This window comes from Pseudomonas sp. G166 (assembly GCF_037027455.2).
In the GTDB taxonomy this organism is placed as follows: Bacteria; Pseudomonadota; Gammaproteobacteria; order Pseudomonadales; family Pseudomonadaceae; genus Aquipseudomonas.
On record NZ_CP146985.1, the window covers coordinates 6,317,682 to 6,343,117 of the forward strand.

At 60.7% G+C, this 25,436-nt stretch carries 23 protein-coding genes; 11 read left to right on the forward strand and 12 right to left on the reverse strand.

Annotated elements, in window-relative coordinates; genetic code table 11:
* Nucleotides 1-253: 253 nt before the first annotated feature.
* From SGN16_RS28115 to SGN16_RS28140, 6 genes are all read right to left on the reverse strand, one after another.
* On the reverse strand, nt 254-1,222 hold the full coding sequence (locus SGN16_RS28115; protein ID WP_335944643.1) for a CDP-6-deoxy-delta-3,4-glucoseen reductase: 969 nt from the start codon (nt 1,220-1,222) through the stop codon (nt 254-256).
* Nucleotides 1,222-2,688, reverse strand: a complete 1,467-nt coding sequence (gene ubiD / locus SGN16_RS28120; RefSeq protein WP_210641952.1) for a 4-hydroxy-3-polyprenylbenzoate decarboxylase — start codon at nt 2,686-2,688, stop codon at nt 1,222-1,224. The genes SGN16_RS28115 and ubiD overlap by 1 nt, the downstream gene beginning before the upstream one ends.
* Before the next feature lie 79 nt (nt 2,689-2,767).
* On the reverse strand, nt 2,768-4,723 hold the full coding sequence (locus tag SGN16_RS28125; RefSeq protein ID WP_335944644.1) for an acyltransferase family protein: 1,956 nt from the start codon (nt 4,721-4,723) through the stop codon (nt 2,768-2,770).
* Between the two features lie 136 nt (nt 4,724-4,859).
* Entirely contained in the window at nt 4,860-6,119 is a 1,260-nt protein-coding gene (gene rho, locus SGN16_RS28130) for a transcription termination factor Rho (RefSeq protein WP_025216061.1), read from the reverse strand.
* Nucleotides 6,120-6,360: 241 nt separating this feature from the next.
* Nucleotides 6,361-6,690, reverse strand: coding sequence for a thioredoxin TrxA (gene trxA, locus SGN16_RS28135; protein WP_210641954.1), 330 nt, complete (start codon nt 6,688-6,690; stop codon nt 6,361-6,363).
* A gap of 120 nt (nt 6,691-6,810) precedes the next feature.
* Entirely contained in the window at nt 6,811-7,518 is a 708-nt protein-coding gene (locus tag SGN16_RS28140) for a FadR/GntR family transcriptional regulator (protein ID WP_210641955.1), read from the reverse strand.
* Between the two features lie 254 nt (nt 7,519-7,772).
* Between SGN16_RS28140 and SGN16_RS28145 the strand changes: the two genes are divergently transcribed.
* The 5 genes from SGN16_RS28145 to ppx all read left to right on the forward strand — a co-directional run bounded on the left by SGN16_RS28145 (nt 7,773) and on the right by ppx (nt 12,311).
* The gene (locus SGN16_RS28145; protein ID WP_109752597.1) at nt 7,773-8,558 is read left to right on the forward strand and encodes a transporter substrate-binding domain-containing protein; all 786 of its coding nucleotides are present in this window, start codon (nt 7,773-7,775) and stop codon (nt 8,556-8,558) included.
* Between the two features lie 21 nt (nt 8,559-8,579).
* Nucleotides 8,580-9,248, forward strand: a complete 669-nt coding sequence (locus SGN16_RS28150; RefSeq protein WP_210641956.1) for an amino acid ABC transporter permease — start codon at nt 8,580-8,582, stop codon at nt 9,246-9,248.
* The gene (locus SGN16_RS28155) at nt 9,245-9,895 is read left to right on the forward strand and encodes an amino acid ABC transporter permease (protein WP_135847708.1); all 651 of its coding nucleotides are present in this window, start codon (nt 9,245-9,247) and stop codon (nt 9,893-9,895) included. The genes SGN16_RS28150 and SGN16_RS28155 overlap by 4 nt, the downstream gene beginning before the upstream one ends.
* Nucleotides 9,882-10,619: an amino acid ABC transporter ATP-binding protein gene (locus SGN16_RS28160; RefSeq protein ID WP_210641957.1), complete on the forward strand. Its 738-nt coding sequence runs from the start codon at nt 9,882-9,884 to the stop codon at nt 10,617-10,619. The genes SGN16_RS28155 and SGN16_RS28160 overlap by 14 nt, the downstream gene beginning before the upstream one ends.
* Before the next feature lie 189 nt (nt 10,620-10,808).
* Nucleotides 10,809-12,311, forward strand: a complete 1,503-nt coding sequence (gene ppx / locus SGN16_RS28165) for an exopolyphosphatase (RefSeq protein WP_210641958.1) — start codon at nt 10,809-10,811, stop codon at nt 12,309-12,311.
* Nucleotides 12,312-12,402: 91 nt separating this feature from the next.
* On the opposite strand, the gene ppk1 is transcribed toward ppx, so the two are convergent.
* Nucleotides 12,403-14,619, reverse strand: a complete 2,217-nt coding sequence (gene ppk1 / locus SGN16_RS28170; RefSeq protein ID WP_210641959.1) for a polyphosphate kinase 1 — start codon at nt 14,617-14,619, stop codon at nt 12,403-12,405.
* 17 nt (nt 14,620-14,636) lie between these two features.
* A complete protein-coding gene (hemB, locus tag SGN16_RS28175) occupies nt 14,637-15,650 on the reverse strand; it encodes a porphobilinogen synthase (RefSeq protein WP_210641960.1) in 1,014 nt (337 codons plus the stop codon).
* A 205-nt stretch (nt 15,651-15,855) separates the two neighbouring features.
* Between hemB and SGN16_RS28180 the strand changes: the two genes are divergently transcribed.
* Nucleotides 15,856-16,479: a DedA family protein gene (locus tag SGN16_RS28180; RefSeq protein WP_335944645.1), complete on the forward strand. Its 624-nt coding sequence runs from the start codon at nt 15,856-15,858 to the stop codon at nt 16,477-16,479.
* On the opposite strand, the gene SGN16_RS28185 is transcribed toward SGN16_RS28180, so the two are convergent.
* Nucleotides 16,460-17,695, reverse strand: a complete 1,236-nt coding sequence (locus SGN16_RS28185; protein WP_335944646.1) for a sterol desaturase family protein — start codon at nt 17,693-17,695, stop codon at nt 16,460-16,462. The genes SGN16_RS28180 and SGN16_RS28185 overlap by 20 nt on opposite strands.
* 114 nt (nt 17,696-17,809) lie before the next feature.
* Between SGN16_RS28185 and elbB the strand changes: the two genes are divergently transcribed.
* Nucleotides 17,810-18,478, forward strand: coding sequence for an isoprenoid biosynthesis glyoxalase ElbB (elbB, locus tag SGN16_RS28190; protein WP_335944647.1), 669 nt, complete (start codon nt 17,810-17,812; stop codon nt 18,476-18,478).
* Between the two features lie 113 nt (nt 18,479-18,591).
* Here elbB and SGN16_RS28195 read toward each other — a convergent pair whose 3' ends face one another.
* Entirely contained in the window at nt 18,592-19,047 is a 456-nt protein-coding gene (locus tag SGN16_RS28195; RefSeq protein ID WP_210641964.1) for a YaiI/YqxD family protein, read from the reverse strand.
* Nucleotides 19,048-19,157: 110 nt separating this feature from the next.
* Nucleotides 19,158-21,056 (reverse strand): cytochrome c/FTR1 family iron permease, encoded by a 1,899-nt coding sequence (locus SGN16_RS28200; protein ID WP_210641965.1) that lies wholly within the window; start codon nt 21,054-21,056, stop codon nt 19,158-19,160.
* A gap of 316 nt (nt 21,057-21,372) precedes the next feature.
* Between SGN16_RS28200 and SGN16_RS28205 the strand changes: the two genes are divergently transcribed.
* From SGN16_RS28205 to SGN16_RS28220, 4 genes are all read left to right on the forward strand, one after another.
* Nucleotides 21,373-22,767: a hypothetical protein gene (locus SGN16_RS28205; protein WP_335944648.1), complete on the forward strand. Its 1,395-nt coding sequence runs from the start codon at nt 21,373-21,375 to the stop codon at nt 22,765-22,767.
* An 18-nt stretch (nt 22,768-22,785) separates the two neighbouring features.
* Nucleotides 22,786-23,157 (forward strand): YcfL family protein, encoded by a 372-nt coding sequence (locus tag SGN16_RS28210; RefSeq protein WP_186706841.1) that lies wholly within the window; start codon nt 22,786-22,788, stop codon nt 23,155-23,157.
* Nucleotides 23,158-23,310: 153 nt separating this feature from the next.
* Nucleotides 23,311-23,898: a penicillin-binding protein activator LpoB gene (gene lpoB, locus SGN16_RS28215; RefSeq protein WP_210641967.1), complete on the forward strand. Its 588-nt coding sequence runs from the start codon at nt 23,311-23,313 to the stop codon at nt 23,896-23,898.
* 3 nt (nt 23,899-23,901) lie between these two features.
* Nucleotides 23,902-24,645, forward strand: coding sequence for a penicillin-binding protein activator LpoB (locus SGN16_RS28220; RefSeq protein ID WP_335944649.1), 744 nt, complete (start codon nt 23,902-23,904; stop codon nt 24,643-24,645).
* 84 nt (nt 24,646-24,729) lie between these two features.
* Here SGN16_RS28220 and rhtB read toward each other — a convergent pair whose 3' ends face one another.
* Nucleotides 24,730-25,362, reverse strand: a complete 633-nt coding sequence (gene rhtB / locus SGN16_RS28225) for a homoserine/homoserine lactone efflux protein (RefSeq protein ID WP_210641969.1) — start codon at nt 25,360-25,362, stop codon at nt 24,730-24,732.
* Between the last annotated feature and the right edge of the window lie 74 nt (nt 25,363-25,436).

Here is a 25,436-nt window from a genome sequence, read left to right on the forward strand (position 1 = left end):
AATGCCAGTCCGCACCCTATATACGTTATCGGTATCTAGCCCCAAGGCTAAATATCGAAACGAAATATATGGAGTTATATCGATGGAAGGTGGCATCCACTCATGTGATGAGGGTGCTTGTTCCCGCTGGACTGCGTAGTCGTCCCAAAACAGGCGGTTGCTGCGCAACCGAGCGGGAGCAAGCTCCCTCGCCACAAAACGCACGGTTGCAGATCACAAAAGCGCATGACTCAAGACAGGGGCTCAATCGCTATCAAGCCCGCGGCGCATACGCAAACACATCGGCACGCATTTGGTGGGCGTCCATTCCAGCCTCCACCAGCGCATCAAGCGTGGCGTAGATCATGGCCGGCGAGCCGCTGGCGTAGACATGCACGCCAGAGAGGTCGCTGATGTCCTCGCACACGGCTTCATGCAGCATCCCACAACGTCCTTCCCAACCACATACGTCGCTGACGACTTTGTGCAGGAACAGGTTCGGCAGCTTTTTCCACTCGTCCCAATGTTCGATTTCATAGAAATCTTCCGGCCGCCGCACGCCCCAATACAAATGCACCGGATGCTTGAAACCCGCCGCGCGGCAATGCTCGATCAGGCTGTGCATCTGCGCCATACCGGTGCCGGCGGCGATCAGCACCAGGGGGCCGTCCGGCAGCTCGGACAGGTGGGTGTCGCCAAAAGGCATTTCGACACGCACGTTGGGGTTGCGTCGCAGTTGTTCCAACAGTGCCTGCGCACTGCTTTCGCGCACCAACACGTGCAATTGCAGGTCACGCCCCGAATGCGGCGCGGAAGCCAGGGAGAATGCCGACTTCTCGCCGTTCTCCCGCTCGATCATCAGGTACTGCCCGGCGTGATAGCGCGGCGGCTTGCCCGCTGGTGCGCGCAAGCGTACTCGCCAGACATCGCCGCCCACGTCAGCGCACTCGATGACCTGGCAGGCCAGCTTGCGCACCGGCAACTCGCCCGGCGACAGCACGCCATCCCACAACACCACACAGTCTTCCAGAGGCTCGGCGATGCAGGTGAAAATCTCACCGTGATCGCGCACCTCGCCAGCCTGTTCCACACGGCCTTCCACCAACAACGCACCACAGACGTGGCAGTTGCCATTGCGGCAGCTTTGCGGGCATTCATAGCCCAGGCGCCGAGCACCATCGAGAATCCGTTCGGCGGGCCGGATCTCCAGCACCGCTCCGGAAGGCTGCAAGGTTACACGCATCAATCTATTCCTAACTGATTCCAGATGGCATCGATCCGTTGGGTAACGGCTTCATCCTTGACGATAACCCGGCCCCACTCACGGGTGGTTTCACCGGGCCATTTATGCGTGGCATCGAGTCCCATCTTCGACCCCAGGCCGGACACCGGCGAGGCGAAGTCGAGGTAGTCGATTGGCGTGTTCTCGATCATCACGGTGTCACGCTTGGGGTCCATGCGCGTGGTGATGGCCCAGATCACGTCGTTCCAGTCCCGTGCGTTGATATCGTCGTCGGTGACGATAACGAATTTGGTGTACATGAACTGTCGCAAAAACGACCAGACCCCCAGCATCACCCGCTTGGCGTGCCCCGGATACGACTTCTTCATGGTCACTACGGCCATCCGGTACGAACAGCCTTCCGGCGGCAGGTAGAAGTCGGTGATTTCCGGAAACTGCTTCTGCAGGATCGGCACGAACACTTCGTTCAGCGCCACCCCCAGAATAGCCGGTTCGTCCGGCGGGCGGCCGGTGTAGGTGCTGTGGTAAATCGGCTTGATCCGATGGGTGATGCGCTCGACGGTGAACACCGGGAAGCTGTCGACTTCGTTGTAGTAGCCGGTGTGATCGCCATACGGGCCCTCATCCGCCATCTCACCGGGATGGATCACCCCCTCGAGAATGATCTCGGCGGTAGCCGGCACTTGCAGGTCGTTGCCACGGCATTTCACCAACTCGGTGCGGTTGCCGCGCAACAGGCCAGCGAACGCGTACTCGGAGAGGCTGTCAGGCACAGGCGTCACCGCGCCGAGGATAGTCGCCGGGTCCGCGCCCAGGGCAACCGACACCGGGAATGGCCGACCGGGGTGCTTTTCACACCACTCACGGTAATCCAGCGCACCGCCCCGGTGGCTCAACCAACGCATGATGACCTTGTTGCGGCCAATCACCTGCTGGCGATAGATCCCCAGGTTCTGGCGATCCTTGTTCGGGCCCTTGGTGACGGTCAGGCCCCAGGTGATCAGCGGCCCCACATCGCCCGGCCAGCAGGTTTGCACCGGTAGCATCGCCAGGTCGACATCGTCGCCCTCGATCACCACTTCCTGGCAAATCGCGTCTTTGACGACTTTCGGCGCCATGGAAATGATCTTGCGGAAAATCGGCAGCTTGGACCAGGCGTCCTTCAGACCTTTCGGTGGCTCGGGCTCCTTGAGAAACGCCAGTAGCTTGCCGATCTCGCGCAGTTCGCTGACCGCTTCGGCGCCCATGCCCAGGGCCACGCGCTCAGGCGTGCCGAACAGGTTGCCCAGCACCGGGATGTCGTAGCCCGTAGGATTCTCGAACAATAACGCCGGACCTTTGGCCCGAAGCGTGCGGTCGCAGACTTCCGTCATCTCCAGCACTGGAGAGATAGGAATCTGGATGCGTTTCAACTCGCCGCGCTGCTCAAGCTGCTGCACGAAATCCCGAAGATCCTTGAATTTCATTGAGATGCCACCCCGAAAATAGGCGTACATCCTACCTGCTCTCACGCCCAAACAGCAGCCCGGGCATACGCAGCAGCGATCAATTATCGCTTGTACCCAGCAACACCGGGGCAAACAACGGGCTTAGCCGGGCGCTGCCAATGTCAGACAGATGATCCTCGTCCCGGTACAGCGAATGCCCATTGACCTCGATGCTGCAGACCTGGCCCGCACACATCAATGGGGTCGGATCGATGACATGCACGCCTGGATCGGCGGCGCTCATCGAGGCGAACAAGGCACTCAGAAAACCCTGGCGGGCCAAGTGCTCCTGGAGCGGACGCCCCAATCCCTCGGCCGAACGCCCAACCCGGGCCAGGCTGGTCAAGCGACTGATAGTGCCCTTGCGCTGCAGCGGCACTTCCTTGAATAACCAGACTTGCGCACCCGTCGCCCTGATCGCCGCCACCCGCGCCTTGAGCGCTGCAGCCATACGCGCCTCGGCCTCGGCGGCATTGTCGTGGGGGTTGAGCAACACCTTCCTATCGCCGTCCTCACGACCGTAGACGTAAAGACTCCAATTGGAAGCCAGCACCACGTCCTTGATCTGCAGGCGACGGATCTGCTCCATGGTCCGTTGGTTAAAGTCCTTGCAACGCTGACGCGGCTCATCGCTCAGGATCGGCGGGCAGGCACTCATACTGTACAGCCACACCGGGCGCCCCTGGCGGGCGGCGTTATTTTCAATCGCCGGCAATAGCGCGGCAGCGTGGCTGTCGCCCCAGAACAGTTGTGTCGCCGGCTCACCCTGGTTCGCACCAACCAGACACGCCTTGTCCAGATTCTTGTCCGAGGTCACCAGCATGCATTTCATCTGTCCGGCCCGCCAATCCCGTGCCTGTGCATACTCCAGTGCCTTGCCCGTGAGGCGTTGGGGAAATCCATCCGCCGATCGCACCACCGCCCCCGTCACCGCCAGGGCGAACATGGCCAACAAGCCTCCCACCAGCACCGGCTTGCGGCCAGCGAGCACGCGCTTTTCACGAAATGGAAGCTCGACGAAACGCCAGCTCGACCAGGCAAGACCCAGCGCCAGCAGCATCCAGCCAGCAGCCTCCCAATGTTGGATACCGTCGATGGAAATGGCGTTGGCATAGACGTAGACCGGCCAATGCCACAGGTACAGGGAATAGGAAAGCAAGCCGATCCAGACCAGCGCCCGGGTACCGAGCACCTGCGCGACCCAGGTCGAGCCTTGTGCGCCGGACCAGATCAGTGCGCTAGCACCAAGGACAGGCAGCAAGGCTGCCCAACCCGGGAATGCCGTGTTCTCGTCGAAGGTGAAAACCGCCACCAGCACAGCCGCCAACCCGACCACGCCGGCAACCTGATAGAGCCATGGCTTCACCGCCTGTTTCGACGCCGGCAACACCGCGAGCATCGCACCGCACAGCAATTCCCAGGCCCGTGTCGGCAGCGAGAAAAAAACCAGGTCAGGCTTGCGCTCCAGATAAGCGATGTTCAATCCGAAGGAAACCAGCAGCATGGCAAACAGCAGCCAGCGCCAATGGCGAACATGGCGCATCAACAACATCATCAGCAGTGGAAAGAAGATGTAGTACTGCTCTTCCACCGCCAGGGACCAGGTATGAAGCAACGGTTTGAGGTCTGACGCGGGCTCGAAGTAGCCGTCCTGACGCATGAACAGGATGTTCGAGATGAACAGCGCCTGATAACGAACCGCCCGGCCAAGCTCGGAAAAATCCTTGGCCGTCAGCAGCAACCAGCCCAGGGCCAACGCCGCCACCAGCACTACGCTCAAGGCCGGAATGATGCGCCGCGCGCGTCGGGCCCAGAAATCGAGGAAGCTGAAACGCTGCGCGTTGATCTCGCGGAACAGGATGCCGGTTATCAAGAAACCGGAGATGACGAAGAAAACGTCAACACCAACAAAACCACCGCTGAACGTGCTGAAGCCGAAGTGAAACAGCACCACCGGAATAACGGCCAGCGCCCTCAAGCCGTCGATGTCACGACGGCTGCCGAATGTGTGCATAACGGTCCTTGTTGTTTTACGAACTGATGCAAGCACGGACACTACCGGCCTGGGAAAGTTGTCTATTTTGATACAAATGCCGCGAAAAAAAAGAGCGCCCCTGTTCAGGGCGCCCTTTCTTGAAGCGTGCTTGGTATTACTTGCGTTTCATCGACAGGAAGAACTCGTCGTTGGTCTTGGTCTGCTTCAGCTTGTCGACCAGGAACTCGATGGCAGCGACTTCGTCCATCGGATGCAGCAGCTTGCGCAGGATCCACATACGCTGCAGTTCGTCATCGGCCGTCAGCAACTCTTCGCGGCGGGTGCCGGAACGGTTGATGTTGATAGCCGGGAAGACGCGCTTTTCGGCGATCTTGCGATCCAGAGGCAGCTCCATGTTGCCGGTGCCTTTGAATTCCTCGTAGATCACTTCGTCCATCTTCGAGCCGGTTTCAACCAGCGCGGTGGCGATGATGGTCAGCGAGCCGCCTTCTTCGATGTTGCGCGCAGCACCGAAGAAACGCTTCGGTTTCTCCAGGGCATGGGCGTCGACACCACCGGTCAGCACCTTGCCGGAGCTCGGGATCACAGTGTTGTAGGCGCGGGCCAGACGGGTGATGGAGTCCAGCAGGATCACCACGTCTTTCTTGTGCTCGACCAGGCGCTTGGCCTTCTCGATCACCATTTCGGCAACCTGCACGTGGCGGGTCGGCGGTTCGTCGAACGTCGAGGCGACCACTTCGCCGCGCACGGTGCGCTGCATCTCGGTCACTTCTTCCGGACGCTCGTCGATCAGCAGCACGATCAGATGAACTTCAGGGTTGTTACGGGCGATGTTGGCCGCGATGTTCTGCAGCATGATCGTCTTGCCCGCTTTCGGCGGCGCCACGATCAGACCGCGCTGGCCTTTGCCGATGGGTGCGCACAGGTCGATGACACGACCGGTGAGGTCTTCGGTGGAGCCGTTGCCGGCTTCCATCTTCATGCGCACGGTCGGAAACAGCGGGGTCAGGTTCTCGAAGAGAATCTTGTTCTTCGCGTTTTCCGGGCGGTCGAAGTTGATGGTGTCGACCTTGAGCAGTGCGAAGTAACGCTCGCCTTCCTTCGGAGGGCGGATCTTGCCAACGATGGTGTCACCGGTGCGCAAGTTGAAACGGCGGATCTGGCTCGGCGAGACGTAGATATCGTCTGGGCCGGCGAGATAGGAAGCGTCTGCGGAGCGGAGAAAGCCGAAGCCGTCCTGGAGAATCTCCAGCACGCCATCACCGGAGATTTCCTCGCCGCTTTTCGCGTGCTTTTTGAGCAGGGAGAAAATCACGTCCTGCTTGCGCGAACGGGCCATATTTTCTATGCCCATCTGTTCGGCCAATTCGAGCAGTTCGGTAATCGGCTTTTGCTTGAGTTCAGTCAGATTCATATAGGAATGACGTAATCATTTATGGAGGGGGGAAATTAAGCTTTTGGCTTAATGAGGCCGCGCCGCGGAGAAGGCGACAGGATCGCGTACTTATTCGAAAGGAGAGCGTCGGCGACGGCTTGCAGGGGGCAATGGAGAAACCAGTGCGGGGCCGAATGTAACACCTGCGTTTGCGAGCGTCTAGCCCTGAATAACGAAAAAGCCCCGCGATTTGCGGGGCTTTTTCAATGGCATTCGACGCTTAGATGTTAGCGTCGATGAAAGCGGCCAGTTGAGACTTCGACAGCGCGCCAACCTTGGTGGCTTCGACGTTGCCGTTCTTGAACAGCATCAGGGTCGGGATACCACGCACACCGTGCTTGGCCGGAGTATCCTGGTTCTCGTCGATGTTCAGCTTGGCGATGGTCAGCTTGCCTGCGTAGGTGGTAGCAATATCGTCCAGGACCGGGGCGATCATTTTGCAGGGACCGCACCACTCAGCCCAATAGTCGACCAGTACCGGGCCTTCGGCCTTGAGTACGTCAGCCTCGAAGCTAGCGTCGCTAACGTGTTTGATAAGCTCGTTGCTCATGGAAGTCTCCGGGTAATCAGCAAAAAAACGTGGCCCATCATAGCTGCCCTTCCAAGGTTCAGGAAGCTTGAGTTGATTGAGTCTCGCTATGGCAGCAGATGTATTTGAGTATGGCCCACGTCACGAGGCAGCAGGTGCCACGAAGGAAATTCCGGTACGCAACGCAGCGTTACGTACATGTTCCTGCATGGCTTTTTGCGCAGCCCCCGAAGCGCGGCGAGCCAAGGCGCGAAGGATTTTGCGATGCTCCTGCCACGTCTCCATCGCCCGCTCCGCCCTGATGAACGGTAGTTTCTGGCTTTCCAGGAAGATATCGGCACTGGCGGTGAGGATGCTCAACATTGCCTGATTGCCGCTGGCCAACAGGATCCGTCGATGGAATTCGAAATCCAGCCGAGCGGCGGCGTCGAAATCCCCGACTTTCAACTCCCGGCGCATGGCTTCGATATTGTCTTGCAGCGTGTCGAGCTCGTCGGCGCTCAACGTCACCGCCGCCAACCCCGCCGCGAAGCCCTCCAAGGCGTAGCGCAATTGGAAGATATCCACCGGCGAAGCCTGGGCCGCGAACGGCCAGCCCGGCGCCGACTCGTGGCGTGGCATCTCTGTCGACGACTGCACGAACACACCTTTGCCCGGCTGCACGCTGATCATGCCCAAAGCGCTCAACGAGGAAAGCGCCTCGCGCAACGACGCCCGGCTGACACCCAGTTGCAATGCCAGATCCCGTTGCGACGGCAGCGCATCCCCGGGACCGAAGCCTTCATCGGCGATCAGTTTGCGGATGGCTTGCAGCGCCACTTCGGGAACGGCACGAGAGATGGAATTCATGGATTTTCAGACAAGCCGAGTGAAGAAGCCGGTAGTTGTAAAGCTATTCGCCGCGCCCGGCAAGTCGTGCCCCAGCAGGGTTCGGCGACAAATACCGACGCCCGATAAAGGTGCGAAATGTGCCGCAACTGTTCAGACCAGTAAGACCGCCAAACACCAGCAATTCCGTGGCTTTGACTGAATAAAAGCTTGTTTGGCATGGCCTGTGCTCTGTCCGAACGCAGAAATCACATCACCGATTGCGGAGATTCGCCATGATTCAGCGTTGCAGCGCCCTGCTCACTGCCCTGTTTGCCAGCCTGATGCTCTGCCAGCTACCCGCCCACGCCGATGGCCTGGAAGACGTGGTCAAGCGTGGCACGCTCAAGGTCGCCGTGCCCCAGGACTTTCCTCCGTTCGGCTCGGTAGGCCCGGACATGAAGCCCCGCGGCCTGGACATCGACACTGCGAAACTGCTGGCCGACCAGCTCAAGGTCAAGCTCGAACTGACCCCGGTCAACAGCACCAACCGCATCCCGTTCCTGACCACCGGCAAGGTGGACCTGGTGATTTCCAGCCTGGGCAAGAACCCGGAGCGGGAAAAAGTCATCGACTTTTCCAGCGCCTACGCGCCGTTCTACCTGGCAGTGTTCGGCCCACCCGACGCAGCCATCAACGGCCTGGATGATCTCAAGGGCAAGACCATCAGCGTCACCCGTGGCGCCATCGAAGACATCGAGCTGACCAAGGTCGCCCCCGAAGGCGTCACCATCAAGCGCTTCGAAGACAACAATTCGACCATCGCCGCCTACCTGGCCGGCCAGGTCGACCTGATTGCCAGCGGCAACGTGGTGATGGTCGCCATCAGCGAACGCAACCCCAAGCGTGTCCCGGCGCTGAAGGTGAAACTCAAGGACTCGCCCGTGTATGTGGGCGTGAACAAGAACGAGCCGGCGTTGCTGGACAAGGTCAACCAGATCCTCGCCACCGCCAAGTCCGACGGCAGCCTGGAGAAAAATTCCCAGACTTGGCTCAAACAGCCACTGCCGGCCGACCTCTGACCGTCGCTTGAGAGGCTGAGCATGGCATATCAGTTCGATTTTCTGCCGGTGGTACAAAACACCGAGCTGCTGTTGCGCGGTGCCTTGTTCACCCTGGAACTGACGGCCATCGGCGCGCTGCTCGGGGTCAGCCTGGGCATCGTCGGGGCCGTGGTGCGGGCGTGGAACATTCGTCCGTTCGCGGCGATCTTCGGCGTGTACGTGGAGCTGATCCGCAACACGCCATTCCTGGTGCAACTGTTTTTCATCTTCTTCGGCTTGCCGTCCCTGGGCCTGCAGATCTCCGAATGGCAAGCGGCGGTGCTGGCGATGGTGATCAACCTCGGTGCCTACTCCACCGAGATCATTCGCGCCGGCATCCAGGCCATCCCGCGCGGGCAACTGGAAGCCGCCGCAGCGCTGGCGATGAGCCGCTTCGAAGCCTTTCGCCACGTGGTACTGCTGCCGGCACTGGGCAAGGTCTGGCCGGCCCTGAGCAGCCAGATCATCATCGTGATGCTCGGCTCGGCGGTCTGTTCGCAGATCGCCACCGAAGAATTGAGCTTCGCTGCCAACTTCATTCAATCGCGCAACTTCCGCGCCTTTGAAACCTATGCACTGACCACGCTGATCTATTTGTGCATGGCCCTGTTGATCCGCCAGTTCCTGAACTGGGTGGGTCGCCGCTACATTGCCAGGAGCAGCCAATGAGCGATTTCACTTTCTGGGACGTGGTGCGCAACCTGCTCACGGGCTTGCAATGGACCCTGGCCTTGTCGTTGGTAGCGTTTATCGGCGGCGGGCTGATTGGCCTGCTGGTCATGGTCTTGCGCATTTCCAAAAACGCCCTGCCCCGCAACGTCGCCCGCACCTACATTGAACTGTTCCAAGGCACGCCGCTGTTGATGCAGTTGTTCCTGGTGTTCTTCGGCGTGGCCCTGGCCGGGGTGGAGATTTCGCCGTGGATGGCGGCGGCGATTGCCTTGACGCTGTTTACCAGTGCCTATCTGGCGGAGATCTGGCGCGGTTGCGTCGAAGCGATCCCCAACGGCCAGTGGGAAGCCTCTTCGAGCCTGGCCCTCAACCCACTGGAACAGTTGCGCTACGTGATCCTGCCCCAAGCCCTGCGCATCGCCGTGGCGCCGACCGTGGGCTTTTCGGTACAGGTGGTCAAAGGCACAGCAGTGACCTCGATCATTGGTTTTACCGAACTGACCAAGACCGGCGGCATGCTCGCCAACGCCACGTTCGAGCCGTTCATGGTGTATGGCCTGGTGGCCCTCGGTTACTTCCTGCTCTGCTACCCCTTGTCCCTCAGTGCGCGCTACCTGGAAAGGAGACTGCATGCCTCTGCTTAGAATTTCCGCCCTGCATAAATACTACGGCGATCACCACGTGCTCAAAGGCATCGACCTGACCGTCGAGGAAGGCCAGGTGGTGGCGATCATCGGCCGCAGCGGCTCGGGCAAATCCACTTTGCTGCGCACCCTCAATGGCCTGGAGTCGATCAACGACGGCGTGATCGAGGTGGACGGCGAATACCTCGACGCCGCCCGTGCCGACCTGCGCAGCCTGCGGCAGAAAGTCGGGATGGTGTTCCAACAGTTCAACCTGTTCCCGCACCTGACCGTCGGCGAGAACGTGATGCTCGCGCCGCAGGTTGTACAGAAGGTCCCCAAGGCCAAGGCGGCCGAACTGGCGCGGCAGATGTTGGAACGGGTCGGCCTCGGCGAGAAGTTCGATGCCTTCCCGGACCGTTTGTCCGGTGGCCAGCAGCAACGGGTAGCGATTGCCCGGGCCTTGGCGATGTCGCCGAAAGTGCTGCTGTGCGACGAAATCACTTCGGCCCTGGACCCGGAACTGGTCAATGAAGTGCTCAGCGTGGTGCGGCAACTGGCCAAGGAAGGCATGACCCTGATCATGGTCACCCATGAAATGCGTTTCGCCCGGGAAGTCGGCGACAAGCTGGTGTTCATGCACCAGGGCAAGGTGCATGAAGTCGGCGACCCCAAGGTCTTGTTCGCCGAGCCGCAGACGGCCGAGCTGGCGAATTTCATTGGGACAATCGAGCCTGCGGCCTGAGGTTCTGCGGTGCCGCTTCCGGACTCATCGCGAGCAGGCTCGCTCCCACCCTGACCGCATTCCACATGCGGTTCGTTCACCTGTGGGGGCGAGCTTGCTCGCGATTGACCGCGAAGCGGTCGCCTTTGCGTTGGCGTAACCGGTTGATCGTGGCAGGATGTCGAAGTTATCGACCGAGACTTTTTGACCATGCCGCCATCCCAAGCCAAGAATCTGTCCCTGATTGCTGCCATAGACCTGGGCTCCAATAGCTTCCACATGGTCGTCGCCAAGGCCCAGAACGGGGAAATCCGCATTCTTGAGCGGCTCGGCGAGAAGGTCCAACTGGCCGCCGGTATCGACGAAGAACGCCAGTTGAGTGAAGAATCCATCCAGCGCGGGCTCGATTGTCTCAAGCGGTTCGCCCAACTGATCAACGGCATGCCCCTGGGCGCGGTGCGGATCGTGGGCACCAACGCCCTGCGCGAGGCGCGCAACCGCGGCGAATTCATCCGCCGTGCCGAAGAGATCCTCGGCCACCCGGTGGAAGTCATCTCCGGCCGTGAAGAGGCCCGCCTGATCTACCTCGGCGTGTCCCACACCCTGGCCGACACCCCGGGCAAACGCCTGGTGGCGGACATCGGCGGCGGCAGTACCGAGTTCATCATTGGCCAGCGTTTCGAGCCGCTGCTGCGCGAAAGCCTGCAGATGGGCTGCGTCAGCTACACCCAGCGCTATTTCCGCGACGGCAAGATCACCCCGGCTCGCTACGCCCAAGCCTATACGGCGGCGCGCCTGGAAATCATGAGTATCGAACACGCCCTCCATCGCCTGACCTGGGATGAAGCCATCGGCTCCTCAGGCACCATTCGCGCCATTGGCCTGGCGCTCAAGGCCGGCGGGCATGGCAGTGGCGAAGTCAATGCCGAGGGCCTGGCTTGGCTCAAGCGCCGGGTGTTCAAGCTCGGCGATGCGGACAAGATCGACTTTGAAGGCATCAAGCCTGACCGCCGGGCGATTTTCCCGGCGGGCCTGGCGATTCTGGAAGCGATTTTCGACGCTCTCGAATTGCAGCGCATGGACCACTGCGAGGGCGCCCTGCGCGAAGGCGTGCTGTATGACCTACTGGGGCGTCATCACCACGAAGACGTCCGTGAACGCACCCTGGGCTCGCTCATGGAGCGTTATCACGTCGATCAGGAACAGGCGGCACGAGTCGAGCGCAAGGCGCTGCATGCCTTCGACCAGGTGGCCGATGATTGGGATCTGAACGACGGTGTCTGGCGCGAATTGCTGGGCTGGGCCGCCAAGGTGCATGAAGTGGGCCTGGACATCGCCCACTATCACTACCACAAGCATGGCGCCTACCTGATCGAGCACTCGGACCTGGCGGGCTTCTCCCGGGAAGACCAGCAGATGCTCGCGCTATTGGTGCGCGGTCACCGACGCAATATTCCCAAGGATAAATTTGCCGAGTTCGGCGATGACGGCATCAAACTGATTCGCCTGTGCGTGCTGCTGCGCTTTGCGATCCTGTTCCACCACATCCGCGGCACCCAGGAAATGCCCCAGGTGGTCCTGCACGCCAATGGCGATCAGCTGGATGTGCTGTTTCCCGAAGGTTGGCTGGAAGAGAACCAACTGACCCAGGCCGACTTCGCCCAGGAAGCCGACTGGCTAACCCGGGTTGGGATTGTGCTGAATATTCACTGAATCCTGAAACCTTCTGTGGCGAGGGGATAAGCCCCCTCGCCACAGCAACCTCCCTCGCCACAAGGACTGAGTTCAGCTCCCGCCCAATCGCTCAACGAACCGCCAACACCGGGCTGCTCAAGCGCTCCAGCAAGGTCGCCTGGGCGCTGCGCGGGTTCTGGTTGCCGGTCGGCGTGTTGCGGATGTAACGGCCATCCGATTGCAGGCTCCAGCTGTGGGTGTTGTCGGTGAGGTAGCTTTCCAGCTCTTTCTTGACCCGCAGGATCAGCTTCTTGCCTTCCACCGGGAAGCAGGTCTCGACCCGCTTGTCGAGGTTGCGCTCCATCCAGTCGGCACTGGACAGGAACATCTGTTCCTCGCCGCCGTTGAGGAAGTAGAACACCCGGGTATGTTCCAGGAAACGCCCGATGATCGAGCGCACATGGATGTTATGGGAAACCCCCGGAATGCCCGGCCGCAGGCAGCACATGCCACGCACCACCAGGTCGATGCGCACGCCCGACTGGCTGGCCTTGTACAACGCACGGATGATTTTCGGATCGGTCAGCGAGTTGAACTTGGCAATGATGTGCGCCGGCTTGCCTTCCAGGGCGAACTGGGTTTCCCGGGCAATCATGTCGAGCATGCCCTTTTTCAGGGTAAATGGCGCATGCAGCAGTTTCTTCATGCGCAGGGTCTTGCCCATGCCGATCAACTGGCTGAACAGCTTGCCGACGTCTTCGCACAAGGCATCGTCAGAGGTCAGCAGGCTGTAGTCGGTGTACAGGCGGGCGTTGGCCGCGTGATAGTTGCCGGTGCCCAAGTGGGCGTAACGCACGATCTCACCAGCTTCGCGCCGCAGGATGAGCATCATCTTGGCGTGGGTCTTGAAACCGACCACGCCGTAGATCACCACCGCACCGGCCGCTTGCAGACGGCTGGCCAGTTGCAGGTTGGACTCTTCATCGAAGCGCGCCCGCAATTCGATCACCGCGGTGACTTCCTTGCCGTTTCGCGCCGCGTCCACCAGGGCGTCGACGATCTCCGAGTTGGCGCCGCTGCGATACAGGGTCTGGCGCACCGCCAATACGTGAGGGTCCTTGGCCGCCTGGCGCAACAGGTCGACCACCGGCGTGAACGACTCGAACGGGTGCAACAGCAGGATGTCCTGCTTGCTGATCACACTGAAAATGTTCTCACTGTTCTGTAGCAGTTTCGGGATCTGTGGCGTGAACGGCAAATATTGCAGTTCCGGATGACTGTCCAGGCCGGTGATGCTGAACAGCCGGGTCAGGTTGACCGGGCCGTTGACCTGATACAGCTCGGTCTCATGCAGGTTGAATTGCTTGAGCAGGTAATCGGACAGGTGTTTCGGACAGGTATCGGCCACCTCCAGGCGCACCGCATCGCCGTAGCGACGGGAGAACAGCTCGCCGCGCAGGGCGCGGGCCAGGTCTTCGACGTCCTCGGTGTCCACCGACAGGTCGGCGTTACGGGTCAGGCGGAACTGGTAGCAACCCTTTACCTTCATGCCCTGGAACAGATCATCGGCGTGGGCATGGATCATCGACGACAGGAACACATAATTGTCGCCGGGACCGCCAACGTCTTCCGGTACACGGATGATACGTGGCAGCAGGCGTGGCGCGGGAATGATCGCCAGACCGGAATCGCGACCAAAGGCGTCGATACCTTCCAACTCGACGATGAAGTTCAGGCTTTTGTTGACCAGCAACGGGAACGGGTGCGTCGGGTCGAGGCCGATCGGCGTGATGATCGGCGCGATCTCGTCGCGGAAATAGCGGCGCACCCAGGTCTTGAGCTTGGTGGTCCAGTAGCGGCGACGAATGAAGCGAACCTGGTGCTTTTCCAGCTCCGGCAACAGGATGTCGTTGAGGATCGCGTACTGACGGTCAACGTGGCCGTGGACCAGTTCACTGATGCGCGCCAGGGCCTGGTGCGGCTGCAAACCGTCGGCACCGGCTTGTTCACGGGCGAAGGTGATCTGCTTTTTCAGGCCGGCGACGCGGATTTCGAAGAACTCATCCAGGTTGCTGGAAAAGATCAGCAGGAACTTCAACCGTTCCAGCAGCGGGTAGGACTCATCCAGCGCCTGTTCCAGCACACGGATATTGAACTGCAGTTGCGACAGCTCGCGATGGATGTACAGGCTGCTGTCATCCAGGTTGGGAACGACAATCGCCGGGGCCGGGGCAGGCTCGATGACGGCCGGTGGAGCAGGCTCCATTTCCGGCGGTGTCTCGGCAATTTGCTCGACCACGGGCTGAGCGTCTTTTACAGCAACTTCAGAGAGTCCTTCGGTATTCATCGCAAGTTCCTGGGAGGCTATTTCTGCTCTCGTAACAATTGAGCGGCACGCACGGCAAAGTAAGTCAGGATGCCATCAGCTCCTGCACGTTTAAAAGCGGTCAAGGACTCGAGGATTACGCCTTCGCTCAACCAGCCGTTCTGGATCGCGGCCATGTGCATGGCGTACTCGCCGCTGACCTGATAAACAAAGGTCGGTACTTTGAACTCGTCTTTGACCCGGTAAAGAATGTCGAGGTAAGGCATGCCCGGCTTGACCATGACCATATCTGCGCCTTCTGACAAGTCCGCCGCGACTTCGTGCAAGGCTTCGTGGCTGTTGGCCGGGTCCATTTGATAAGAGGCCTTGTTGGCCTTGCCCAGGTTCAGGGCCGAGCCGACCGCATCGCGGAACGGACCGTAATAGGCGCTGGCGTACTTGGCCGAATAGGCCATGATCCGCACATTGACGTGACCGGCCACCTCGAGGGCTTCGCGGATCGCCTGGATGCGGCCGTCCATCATGTCCGACGGCGCCACTACCTGGGCACCGGCCTCGGCGTGGGACAGCGCTTGCTTGACCAGTGCATCGACGGTGATGTCGTTCTGCACATAGCCCTCTTCATCAAGGATGCCGTCCTGCCCATGGGTGGTGAACGGGTCCAGCGCCACATCGGTGATTACCCCCAGCTCCGGGAAGCGCTCGCGCAAGGCACGCGTGGCCCGCTGGGCAATGCCCTGCGGGTTCCAGGCTTCGGCAGCGTCCAGCGACTTGAGGGCCGGCGGCGTCACCGGGAACAGCGCCAGCGCCGGAATGCCCAGCTCGACCCAGTGGGCGGCTTCTTCCAGTAACAGATCGATGGTCAGGCGTTCCACCCCCGGCATCGACGCCACCGCTTCACGACGGTTTTCACCGTCCAGCACAAACACCGGCAGGATCAGGTCGTTGGTGGTCAGCACGTTTTCACGCACCAGCCGACGAGAGAACTCATCACGGCGATTGCGACGCAGGCGGGTAGCAGGGAACAGACGATTGGCGGGGGTAAAGCTCACGGCAGACTCCTGAGCCCGCGCTGACGGGCGAGCGTGACAGTTATAAGCGGCCATTATGACCAACAGATGACAGATATGTGCACCTGCGTCCTGTCGTCGCAGTTATTGTCATTGTAGGAATTGTTCACGTCGAGACACATTTCGATACTTTCCTGAATGTGCCTGAAGGGTTAGGCTGCGCGTTCATTTCGCCAGCACCCAGACAATGCTCCAACAATTTCTGCATGACTTCGGCTACTTTGCCCTGTTTATCGGCACGTTCTTCGAAGGCGAAACCATCCTCGTGCTCGCAGGTTTCCTGGCGTTCCGTGGCTACATGGACATCAACCTGGTCGTGGTCGTGGCATTCTGCGGCAGCTACGCGGGCGATCAGCTGTGGTATTTCCTGGGCCGCAAGCATGGACGCAAGCTGCTGGCGCGCAAGCCGCGCTGGCAATTGATGGGTGATCGCGCGCTGGAACACATTCGCAAGCATCCGGACATCTGGGTCCTGAGCTTTCGCTTCGTCTATGGCCTGCGCACGGTGATGCCGGTGGCCATCGGCCTGTCAGGCTACCCGCCGGGCCGCTACCTGCTGCTCAACGGCATCGGCGCGGCGATCTGGGCCACGGCGTTGGCCGCTGCCGCGTACCACTTCGGCGCGGTGCTCGAAGGCATGCTTGGCAGTATCAAGAAATACGAGCTGTGGGTACTCGGCGCCCTGTTGCTGCTGGGCCTGTGCCTGTGGCTACGGCGGCGCATCAAGAACGCTCGGCTGGCCCGCAAGGTCCTTGAAGCCGAGCGGCTGGAACAAGCCAGGTCCGGCGAACCTACGACGCCCACCGAGTAAACCGGTGGCGGCAGTAATACAGGCCGATGCCGCTGAGCAAGCTGTAGCTGAGCAGCCCGACCCAGGCCACAGGGCCTGCCGGCCATAAGCCGACCAGCGGCGCCAGCCACACCAGCGGCAGGTTCGAGACCAACCGCAACAGCTCCAGCCTGAGTGCCCACGGGCGATTCTCCAGGGCCACGCCCAGCACGAACAAGCCCAAGGCCACCGCCCCCCAGCCGAGCGCCAGGGCAGCGACTGGCAAGCTGTTCTCCAGGTTCATCAAGTAGCTGCCCAGCGCGATGTAGACGCAGAACTGCAAGGCCACGTACCACTGCTGATGCCCGTCCAGCGGCACGTCGAACTTGCGGAACTGACTCAAGTCCGGCTTGTTCAGCGGGAACCTGGCGGCCACATCCGCTGGCCGCCATCCGGTGGGCATGAACCAGATCCTCAGCTTGTCCCACCTGCGCTCGGCGCGCCGGGCATCCGCCCACAGCTGTGCATAAAACTGCAGGTTCGCCCACAACGGATTCCAGCTGGCCAGCGGCGTGGTCACGCCAAAAATCACCGGCTCGTTATCGTCTTCTTCCTGGAAGGTGCCAAACAGACGGTCCCAAATAATGAACACCCCGCCGTAGTTGCGATCCATGTAGAGAGGGTTCTGTGCATGGTGAGCACGATGATTGGACGGCGTAACGAAGCACCACTCCAGCCAGCCGAGCTTGGGAATGTGCTGGGTGTGGACCCAGAACTGGTACAGCAGATTCAGCGCCGCAACGCTGACGAACACCACCAGCGGTACGCCGAGCACGGCCAATGGAAGGTAGAAAATCCAGCTCAGCACAAACCCGGTACTGGTCTGGCGCAACGCGGTGGAAAGGTTGTAGTCCTCGCTCTGGTGATGCACCGAATGGGCGGCCCAGAGGATGTTGCGTTCATGGCCCATGCGGTGCAGCCAGTAGTAGCAAAAGTCGTAGAACACAAACGCGAACACCCAGGTCCAGGCCCGGTCGGCGGGCAGATCAATCACGGCCAAGTGGTCGAGGGCGAAGGCGTAGGTCACCAACCCCACGCCCTTGGTCAGCAGGCCGGTGGTGGTCGACAGCACACCAGTGCTCAGGCTGTTGATCGCGTCCGCCACACGGTAGTGACTCACGCCACGCCAGCGATCAGCCAGCAGCTCGACGGCAATCAGCACGAAGAAGAACGGCACGGCATACAGAATGAAATTCATGACGCAATCCGAGCTTGGAGGTAACCGGCAGATTAGGTGTAGCTGCTGGAGAACCCTATGGCAACGAGTGACAAATTAGTGGACATTTAACGCCATGAATCTGGAGAAAAACCCATGAGCAAAAAAATTGCAGTGATCCTTTCCGGCTGTGGCGTGTATGACGGCGCCGAGATCCACGAAAGCGTGATCACCTTGCTGCGTCTCGACCAACGCGGGGCACAGGTGCAGTGTTTCGCCCCCAACATTGCCCAACTGCATGTGATCAATCACCTGACCGGCGAAGAAATGCCCGAGAGCCGCAACGTGTTGGTGGAGTCGGCACGAATCGCCCGGGGCAACGTGAAAGACTTGCGTGACGCCAAGGCCGAAGACTTCGATGCGTTGATCGTACCGGGTGGTTTCGGCTCGGCGAAAAATCTCTCCAACTTTGCTGTCGAGGGCGCCGGTTGCAGCGTCCAGCCGCAAGTCCTGGCACTGGCCGAGGCCTTTGCCGAAGCGGGCAAACCGGTGGGGCTGATCTGCATCTCCCCGGCCCTGGCAGCGAAAATCTATGGCCCCGGCGTGGTCTGCACCATCGGCAACGACGCCGACACCGCTGCCGCCGTGGTCAAGATGGGCGGCACTCACGAGGACTGTGCCGTTACCGACATCGTCGAAGACACCGCCCGCAAACTGGTCAGCACCCCGGCCTACATGCTGGCGCGGAACATCAGCGAAGCGGCCTCGGGCATCAACAAGCTGGTGGACCGGGTGTTGGAACTGACGCACGAGAACGACGCCTGACCCACCGCTGCGGGAGCGAGCTTGCTCGCGATGACGTCAGTTCAGTGGCATAGGCATTGGCTGACACACCGCTATCGCGAGCAAGCTCGCTCCCACAGGGGATCGGGCAAGACTCAGGAGATTCGGGCCAACCGCGTCAGTATCCGGTCCAAGGCATTGGCAAACCCCTGTTTGTCCCGCTCGCTGTACGCCGCCGGGCCGCCACCCATGTGGCCCTGCTCACGCAAATCGGTGAACAGGTTGCGCACCGCCAGCCGATCGCCCATGTTCTGGGCATCGAACTCCTTGCCCCGCGGGTCGAGGGCCGCGACGCCGTTCTTCACCAGCCGGTCAGCCAGGGGCACGTCACTGCAAATGACCAACTCGCCAGGTACCGCATGCTCCACCAGGTAATCGTCCGCCGCATCAGGGCCGCTGGGTACCACGATCAGCTTCACGCAGGCCAGGCCAGGCTTGATCTGCGGCTGACCGGCCACCAGCACCACCTCGAACTGGCGCTTGAGGGCGAACTTGACCACCAGATCCTTCGCGGCCTTCGGGCAGGCGTCGGCGTCGATCCATACGCGCATTGGGATTGTTCCTCTTTAAAAGCTTCGCGAGCAAGCTCGCTCCCACAAAGACAGCCTACATCCTGTGGGAGCGAGCCTGCTCGCGATAATGAGCGCAGCGAATGCTTTTCTCAGGAAACCTGAACTCTACGCTTCTCGACCACCCAACTGCGCCCATACAGCACCACGATCGCCAGGATCGCCACCACTTGGGCGCTCAGCGAATAGGCATCGGCATGAATACCCAACCAGTCGAAATCGAAGAACGCCACCGGACGGGTGCCGAAGATCCCGGCTTCCTGCAGTGCCTTCACACCATGACCGGCGAATACCACCGACAGTGCGCATAGCAACGCGGCATTGATGCTGAAGAACAATGCCAGCGGTAGTTTTGCCGAGCCGCGCAGAATCACCCAGGCCAACCCGACCAGCAGTACCAACGCCGTCGCGCCGCCAGCCAGTACCGCGTTATGCCCGGCAGGGCCCGCCTGCAGCCACAGGGTTTCGTAGAACAGGATCACTTCGAACAGTTCGCGATAGACCGAGAAGAACGCCAGGATCGCAAAACCGAAACGCCCGCCACCGCCCACCAGGCTGCTCTTGATGTAATCCTGCCAGGCCGCCGCATGGCGCCGGTCGTGCATCCACACCCCCAGCCACAACACCATCACACTGGCAAACAACGCCGTCGCACCTTCGAGCAATTCGCGCTGGGCACCGCTGACGTCGATCACATACGCGGCCAGCCCCCAGGTCGCCAGGCCGGCCAACAGCGCCAACCCCCACCCAACGTTGACGCTGCGAACCGCCGACTGCTGGCCAGTATTGCGCAGGAACGCCAGGATCGCCGCCAACACCAGGATCGCTTCCAACCCTTCGCGCAGCAGAATCAACAACCCTGAGATGTAGCTCAGCGACCAGCTCAAGCCGTCGCCGCCCAGCAGGCCGGCGGACTCTTTCAATTTAGCCTTGGCCGCGTCCAGGCGCTGTTCGGCCTGCTCGACCGGCAAGCCATCCTGCAAGGATTGTCGGTAGGCCATGAGGGACTTTTCGGTGTCCTTGCGCACGTTGGCATCGACGTTATCCAGCGAGCTTTCCACCAGCTCAAAGCCTTCCAGGTAAGCCGCTACCGACAGGTCGTAGGCCTGGTCGTGGTCACCGGCACGATACGCCGCGATGCTTTTATCCAGGGTGGCGGCGGTGTAATCAAGCAACTGTGCCGGGCCGCGTTGCACTTGCGGCGGCTGGGCACGCTGGGCACGGAAAGTGGCCGCGGCAGCTGGACCTTGCGCAGCGAGGACTTCGGCCGGCGTCTGCCGCGCAAGGTCTGCAAGATTGTAGATCTGCTCACTTTTCGCAGCGGCCGGGTCGGCGCTGAAGCTGGCGATGTAGGTCGCCAGGTCCCAGCGCTGACGATCGTCGAGCTGATCGGCGAAGGCCGGCATGTCGGTGCCTTCGACGCCCATGCCGAGGGTGTTGTAGATCGCGTAGAGACTCAAGCGATCCAGGCGCTGACCGTCGCGCAGGTTGGCCGGCGGCGGCTCCAGGCCGACGCCGGCAGGCCCGTCGCCAGCACCACTGTCCCCGTGGCACACCGAACAATGCTGGGCGTACAGCGGCGCACCGCGTGTAGGGTCGGGGGTGATGACCGGCGCCTGGCTCACTTCATAAGCCACCGCCAACCTGGCCCCAAGCTGTCGGGCCAGGCGGGCAACATCACCGCCGTCCTGACGCTGGGTGATCGCGCTGCGCAAGGCACTGATGCCTTGTGTCAGCTCAGCCTTTTCCGGCTTGGCCGGCAGCCCGGCGATCAAGCCTTCCACTGCCTGGGTGAATTCCAGCTGCTCGCGGTATTCCGACTCATCGACGACCTTGCCCGCTTCGACCGTTACCGGGTAATCGGCACCAATGTAATCGAGCAAATGCAACGCCTGGGGGGCGCCTTCAACGGTGTCGGCCAGCAACGGAGCGCTGCACAACGCCAGCAATGGCAGTGCAAGCCAGGCCAGAATACGAAACGGGGCAGTCATGAATGACTCTCAGTTGGTAATAAGAAGTAACACATTGTTCACTTCCAATGACTTTGGCTCAAGAGGCGATGTGTGTTGACGGTACATTTTCATCGGATTTTCATGCTTTGGAGGTGATGTCACAAAAAAGGCACTTCGACATTGAAAAGCCATTACATAACCCCGGGCCCTGTTTATAATCGCGCCGCCTTCTTATTGTCAGATGGCATAAAAGCTCCTCTTCTTATGAGGAACTGACAGCGTTCCGATGCCTGTCCGTGGGATCGCCCCAGCCCGACCCGCACACCCCGGCTGATACCTCAGGGAAGATGTAGTCATGGCATCCCGTGCCGCTTTTTCGCTCGCCCTCGGTGCGATCACCTTGCTGTCCGGCTGTTCGGCCTTTCGCAACTACGACAGCGAATTGGCCCAGACCAACCAGCAGTTGGCTTCCGGCAACGTCGACGCAGCGTTGACCCTGCTGGAAAAGAACAACAGCAACCAGGACAAAGACCTCCTGTACTTCTTCGAGAAAGGTGAGCTGCTGCGTGCCAAGGGCGATCTGTCCGGCAGCCAGAAGGCCTGGTCCAGCGCGGACCAACAGGTCGGCCAGTGGGAAGACGCGGTCAAGCTCGACACCGCCAAGTACCTGGCCCAGTTCGGCAGTTTCCTGGTCAACGATAAAGTCCGCCGCTACGAAGGCTACGACTACGAAAAGGTCATGCTGACCACGCAGATGGCCCTGAACCTGCTGGCGGTGAACGACTTCGACGGTGCGCGGACCCAGATCAAGAAAACCCACGAACGCGAAGCGGTGATCGCCGACCTGCGGGACAAGGAATACCTCAAGCGCGAAGAAGACGCCGAGAAGCAAGGGGTCAAGACCGAGTACAAAGACCTCAAGGGCTACCCGGTGGCCAGCCTCGACGCCCCGGAAGTGGTCAGCCTCAAAAACAGTTACCAGAGCGCGTTCAGCCATTACCTGGCCGGTTTCGTCTACGAAGCCCTCGGCGAAAAGGACCTGGCCGCGCCGGGCTATCGCAAGGCCGCCGAACTGCGCCCGAACACACCATTACTGGAACAGGCGCTGCTCAACCTCGACAAGCCTGCCGCCAAGAACGAAGACAGCGACATCCTGATCGTGGTCCAGAGTGGCCTGGCGCCGTCGCGGGACTCGATCCGCATTCCCCTGCCCTTGCCTATCAGCGGCAACCTGGTCATCACACCCTTGTCGTTCCCGCTGATCAAGCCTGACACCTCCACCGCCACCTTCGCCCAGATCGGCGTCGACGGCCGCCAGATGGACCTGACCCAGCTCAACAGCACCACCGCCATGTCCCGTCGGGCCCTGCGCGACGATATGCCAGGCATCATCCTGCGCACCACCGTGCGCGCCATCAGCCGCGGCGTGGCACAAAAGCAGATCAACGACACCAACCCCCTGGCCGGCCTGGCTGTGGGCCTCACCTCGGCCGTGCTCGAAGGCGCCGACACCCGGACCTGGCGCACCCTGCCGGACTACACCCAGGTGGTACGCCTGCGCCTGAAAAAAGGCGAGCACCAGGTGACCTTGCCAAGCGCCATAGGCGGCTCGGTGGTCAAGGTCACCGTCGACCAGCGTTACCAGGTCATCAGCCTGCGGGCGGTGGGTAACCAGGTGTTCGCCGGTGGCCTGGCCGCCCAAGTGATGCCCAGCGCCAACCCGACCGCCATTGCCCTCAAGCAACCTTAAGAACGGAGTCTTGTTCACATGCGTTTAAAACTGATCGCCGTCGGCGCCCTGGCCTTGCTGGCCGGTTGCGCCACCCCACCGCCACCGGAGCCGGGCAGTGCCGCCAGTAAGGTCGTGGCGATGGGCAAGACGAAAAACATCGTGGTCGGCGCCATGCGCGTAGCCCGGGAAAACGGCTACATGACCGTCAATGTCCAGTTGAGCAACACCAGCTACAACAACAAGACGATGTATTACCGCTTTGCCTGGCTGGGGCCGGAAGGTTTTCCGATCGCCGAGGAAGAAACCTGGAAAAGCCTGACGATGTACGGCGAACAAACCAGCTTCCTGCCGGCCATTGCCCCGACACCCAAGGCCGTGGACTTCCGGTTGGAAATCAACACGCCTTGAGACGCAAAAAACTGTGGGAGCGAACGTGCTCGCGATAGCGCTGGATCAACCAGCCATGATGTGACTGACACACGGCTATCGCGAGCAAGCTCGCTGCCACAGAAAGTACCTGAGTGACGCGTTATCCCTTTTTCAGCTTTCGAGAGCCCCTACATGTTTGTACGCATTTCCTCCATCGCCTTCGCCGTCCTGCTGGTCAGCGGCTGCGCCAACAACTCCCCGGTCCTGGGCAACAAGAACATCAGCTACGGCGACACCAAGGCTGTGGAAACCGTGACCAACGAATTCGGCTCCACCGACCTGCAGATGATCGCCGAATCCATGACCCGCTCCCTGGCCCAGTCCGGCGTTTTGCAGGGCCGCCCGGTGGTCCAGGTCTATGACGTGAAGAACAAGACCAGCGAGTACATCGACACCCGCGAGATCACCACCAGCATCAAGACCCAACTGATGAAAACCGGTGCGGCGCGTTTTGCCAGCGACAACAACGCCATGGACAGCCAGGTCGACCAGCTCAAGCTGCAGAACCAGAGCGGCCTGTACAAGAAAAGCACTGTGGCCAAGACCGGTAACATGATCGCGGCCAAATACCGCATCGAGGGCTCCATCAGCTCGATCGTCAAGCGCAGCAGCGACTACAAGGACGTCTTCTACAAATTCAGCCTGCAGTTGGTCGACGTCGAAAGCGGTCTGGCCGAGTGGATGGACGAGAAAGAAATCCGCAAGACCACGGAGCGTTAAACCATGCGCACATGGATCGGCATCATGGCCCTGGCCTGCGCGTTCGGCGCCCAGGCGGCCCCAAAAGTCGCGGTGACGGACCTGGCGTACCAGGAACGAGTGGAGGAATACATCCACACCGTTTCCGCCCAGAGCAACTTCCAGGCGAACACGTACAGCGCCAGCGCCTCGTCGAGCTACGACGAAATGGAAGCCACCAGCAGCTACATCGAGCAAGGCGAGCTGCGCAAGTTCACCGGTGACATCAAGGGCGAGATCCTGCGCAGCGGAATGTTCCAGCTGGTGCAGGGCACCCCGCACACTGCGTCGTCCAAGGGCGATGTCTATGACGTGATCAAGCGCATCAAGGCTGGACAGTTCAAGGGTGCCGATTACGTGCTGTTTGGCACGGTGTCGGACATCGATTTCACCCGCGATATCAACGAACTGGCCAACACCGACAGCTACTCGGCAGTGCTGGCGCTGACCCTGGTGGCGGACTTCAGCCTGATCAACACCAAAACCTACGAAATCACCTCGGCCTTCACCGCCATGGGCGAAGGCCAGGACACCAAGCTGTTGAACCACCGTGACGTGCACATCAGCCTCAACCGGCCACGGGTCGTGCGCGATGTGTCCAAGGCCTTGGGTGAGGACGTAGCGCAGCAACTGAGCGAGCAACTCGGCGGCCCGAGCTACGAACAACCCCGCGAGCCAGCACAGCGCAACAATCTGCCGCGCGATAGCGCGCCGGTGATCCTGCGCTGAGTCACATCACTGGGTAGATACCTGGAAGCCTTTGTGGCGAGGGAGCGTGCTCCCTCACCACAGGTGTTGTGTGAAAGTCGGTTTTTACACCGCAGCCCTGCGAATCGTCGCCAGAAAACCTGCCGCACCGATGAACAGGCCCGCAAAAGTACGGTTCATCCGCCGTTGCTGTTGCGGGGTACGCAGCAGGCGCAGGACTTTGGACGCCAGCCCGGTGTACCCGGCCATGACGATGAGGTCGACGCAGATCATGGTCACGCCCAGGATCAGGTATTGCTTGACCAAGGGTGCATGGGGATCGATGAACTGCGGCAGCACTGCCAACATGAACACCAGAGCCTTGGGGTTGCTGATGTTCACCAGCAAGCCGCGAAACACCAGTGCCAATGGATTGCCGATAGGCCGCACGACGGCCTCATCACTGATATCGCCGGGGATGGCTCGCCACTGTTTGATACCCAGGTAAACCAGATAGGCCACACCAAACCATTTGATCGCATAGAACGCGGTAGCCGATGCGGTGAGGATCGCGCCAACACCGGCGGCGACAATCACGATTTGCAACGCCAGGCCCAGCTGCAGGCCCAGGGCATTCCAGTAACCGCGCCAAAAACCGTAGCGCAAGCCACTGGACATCGATGCAATTGCACCGGCGCCTGGGGAAAGACTGATCACCCAACATGCGGCAAAAAACGCCAGCCATGTTTCCAGCACCATTGCACACCTCGGCTCAGATTCGTCGAAACGACTAAGCTAATGCGCCGCCGCGCAGTTGACTACCGCTATTTTGC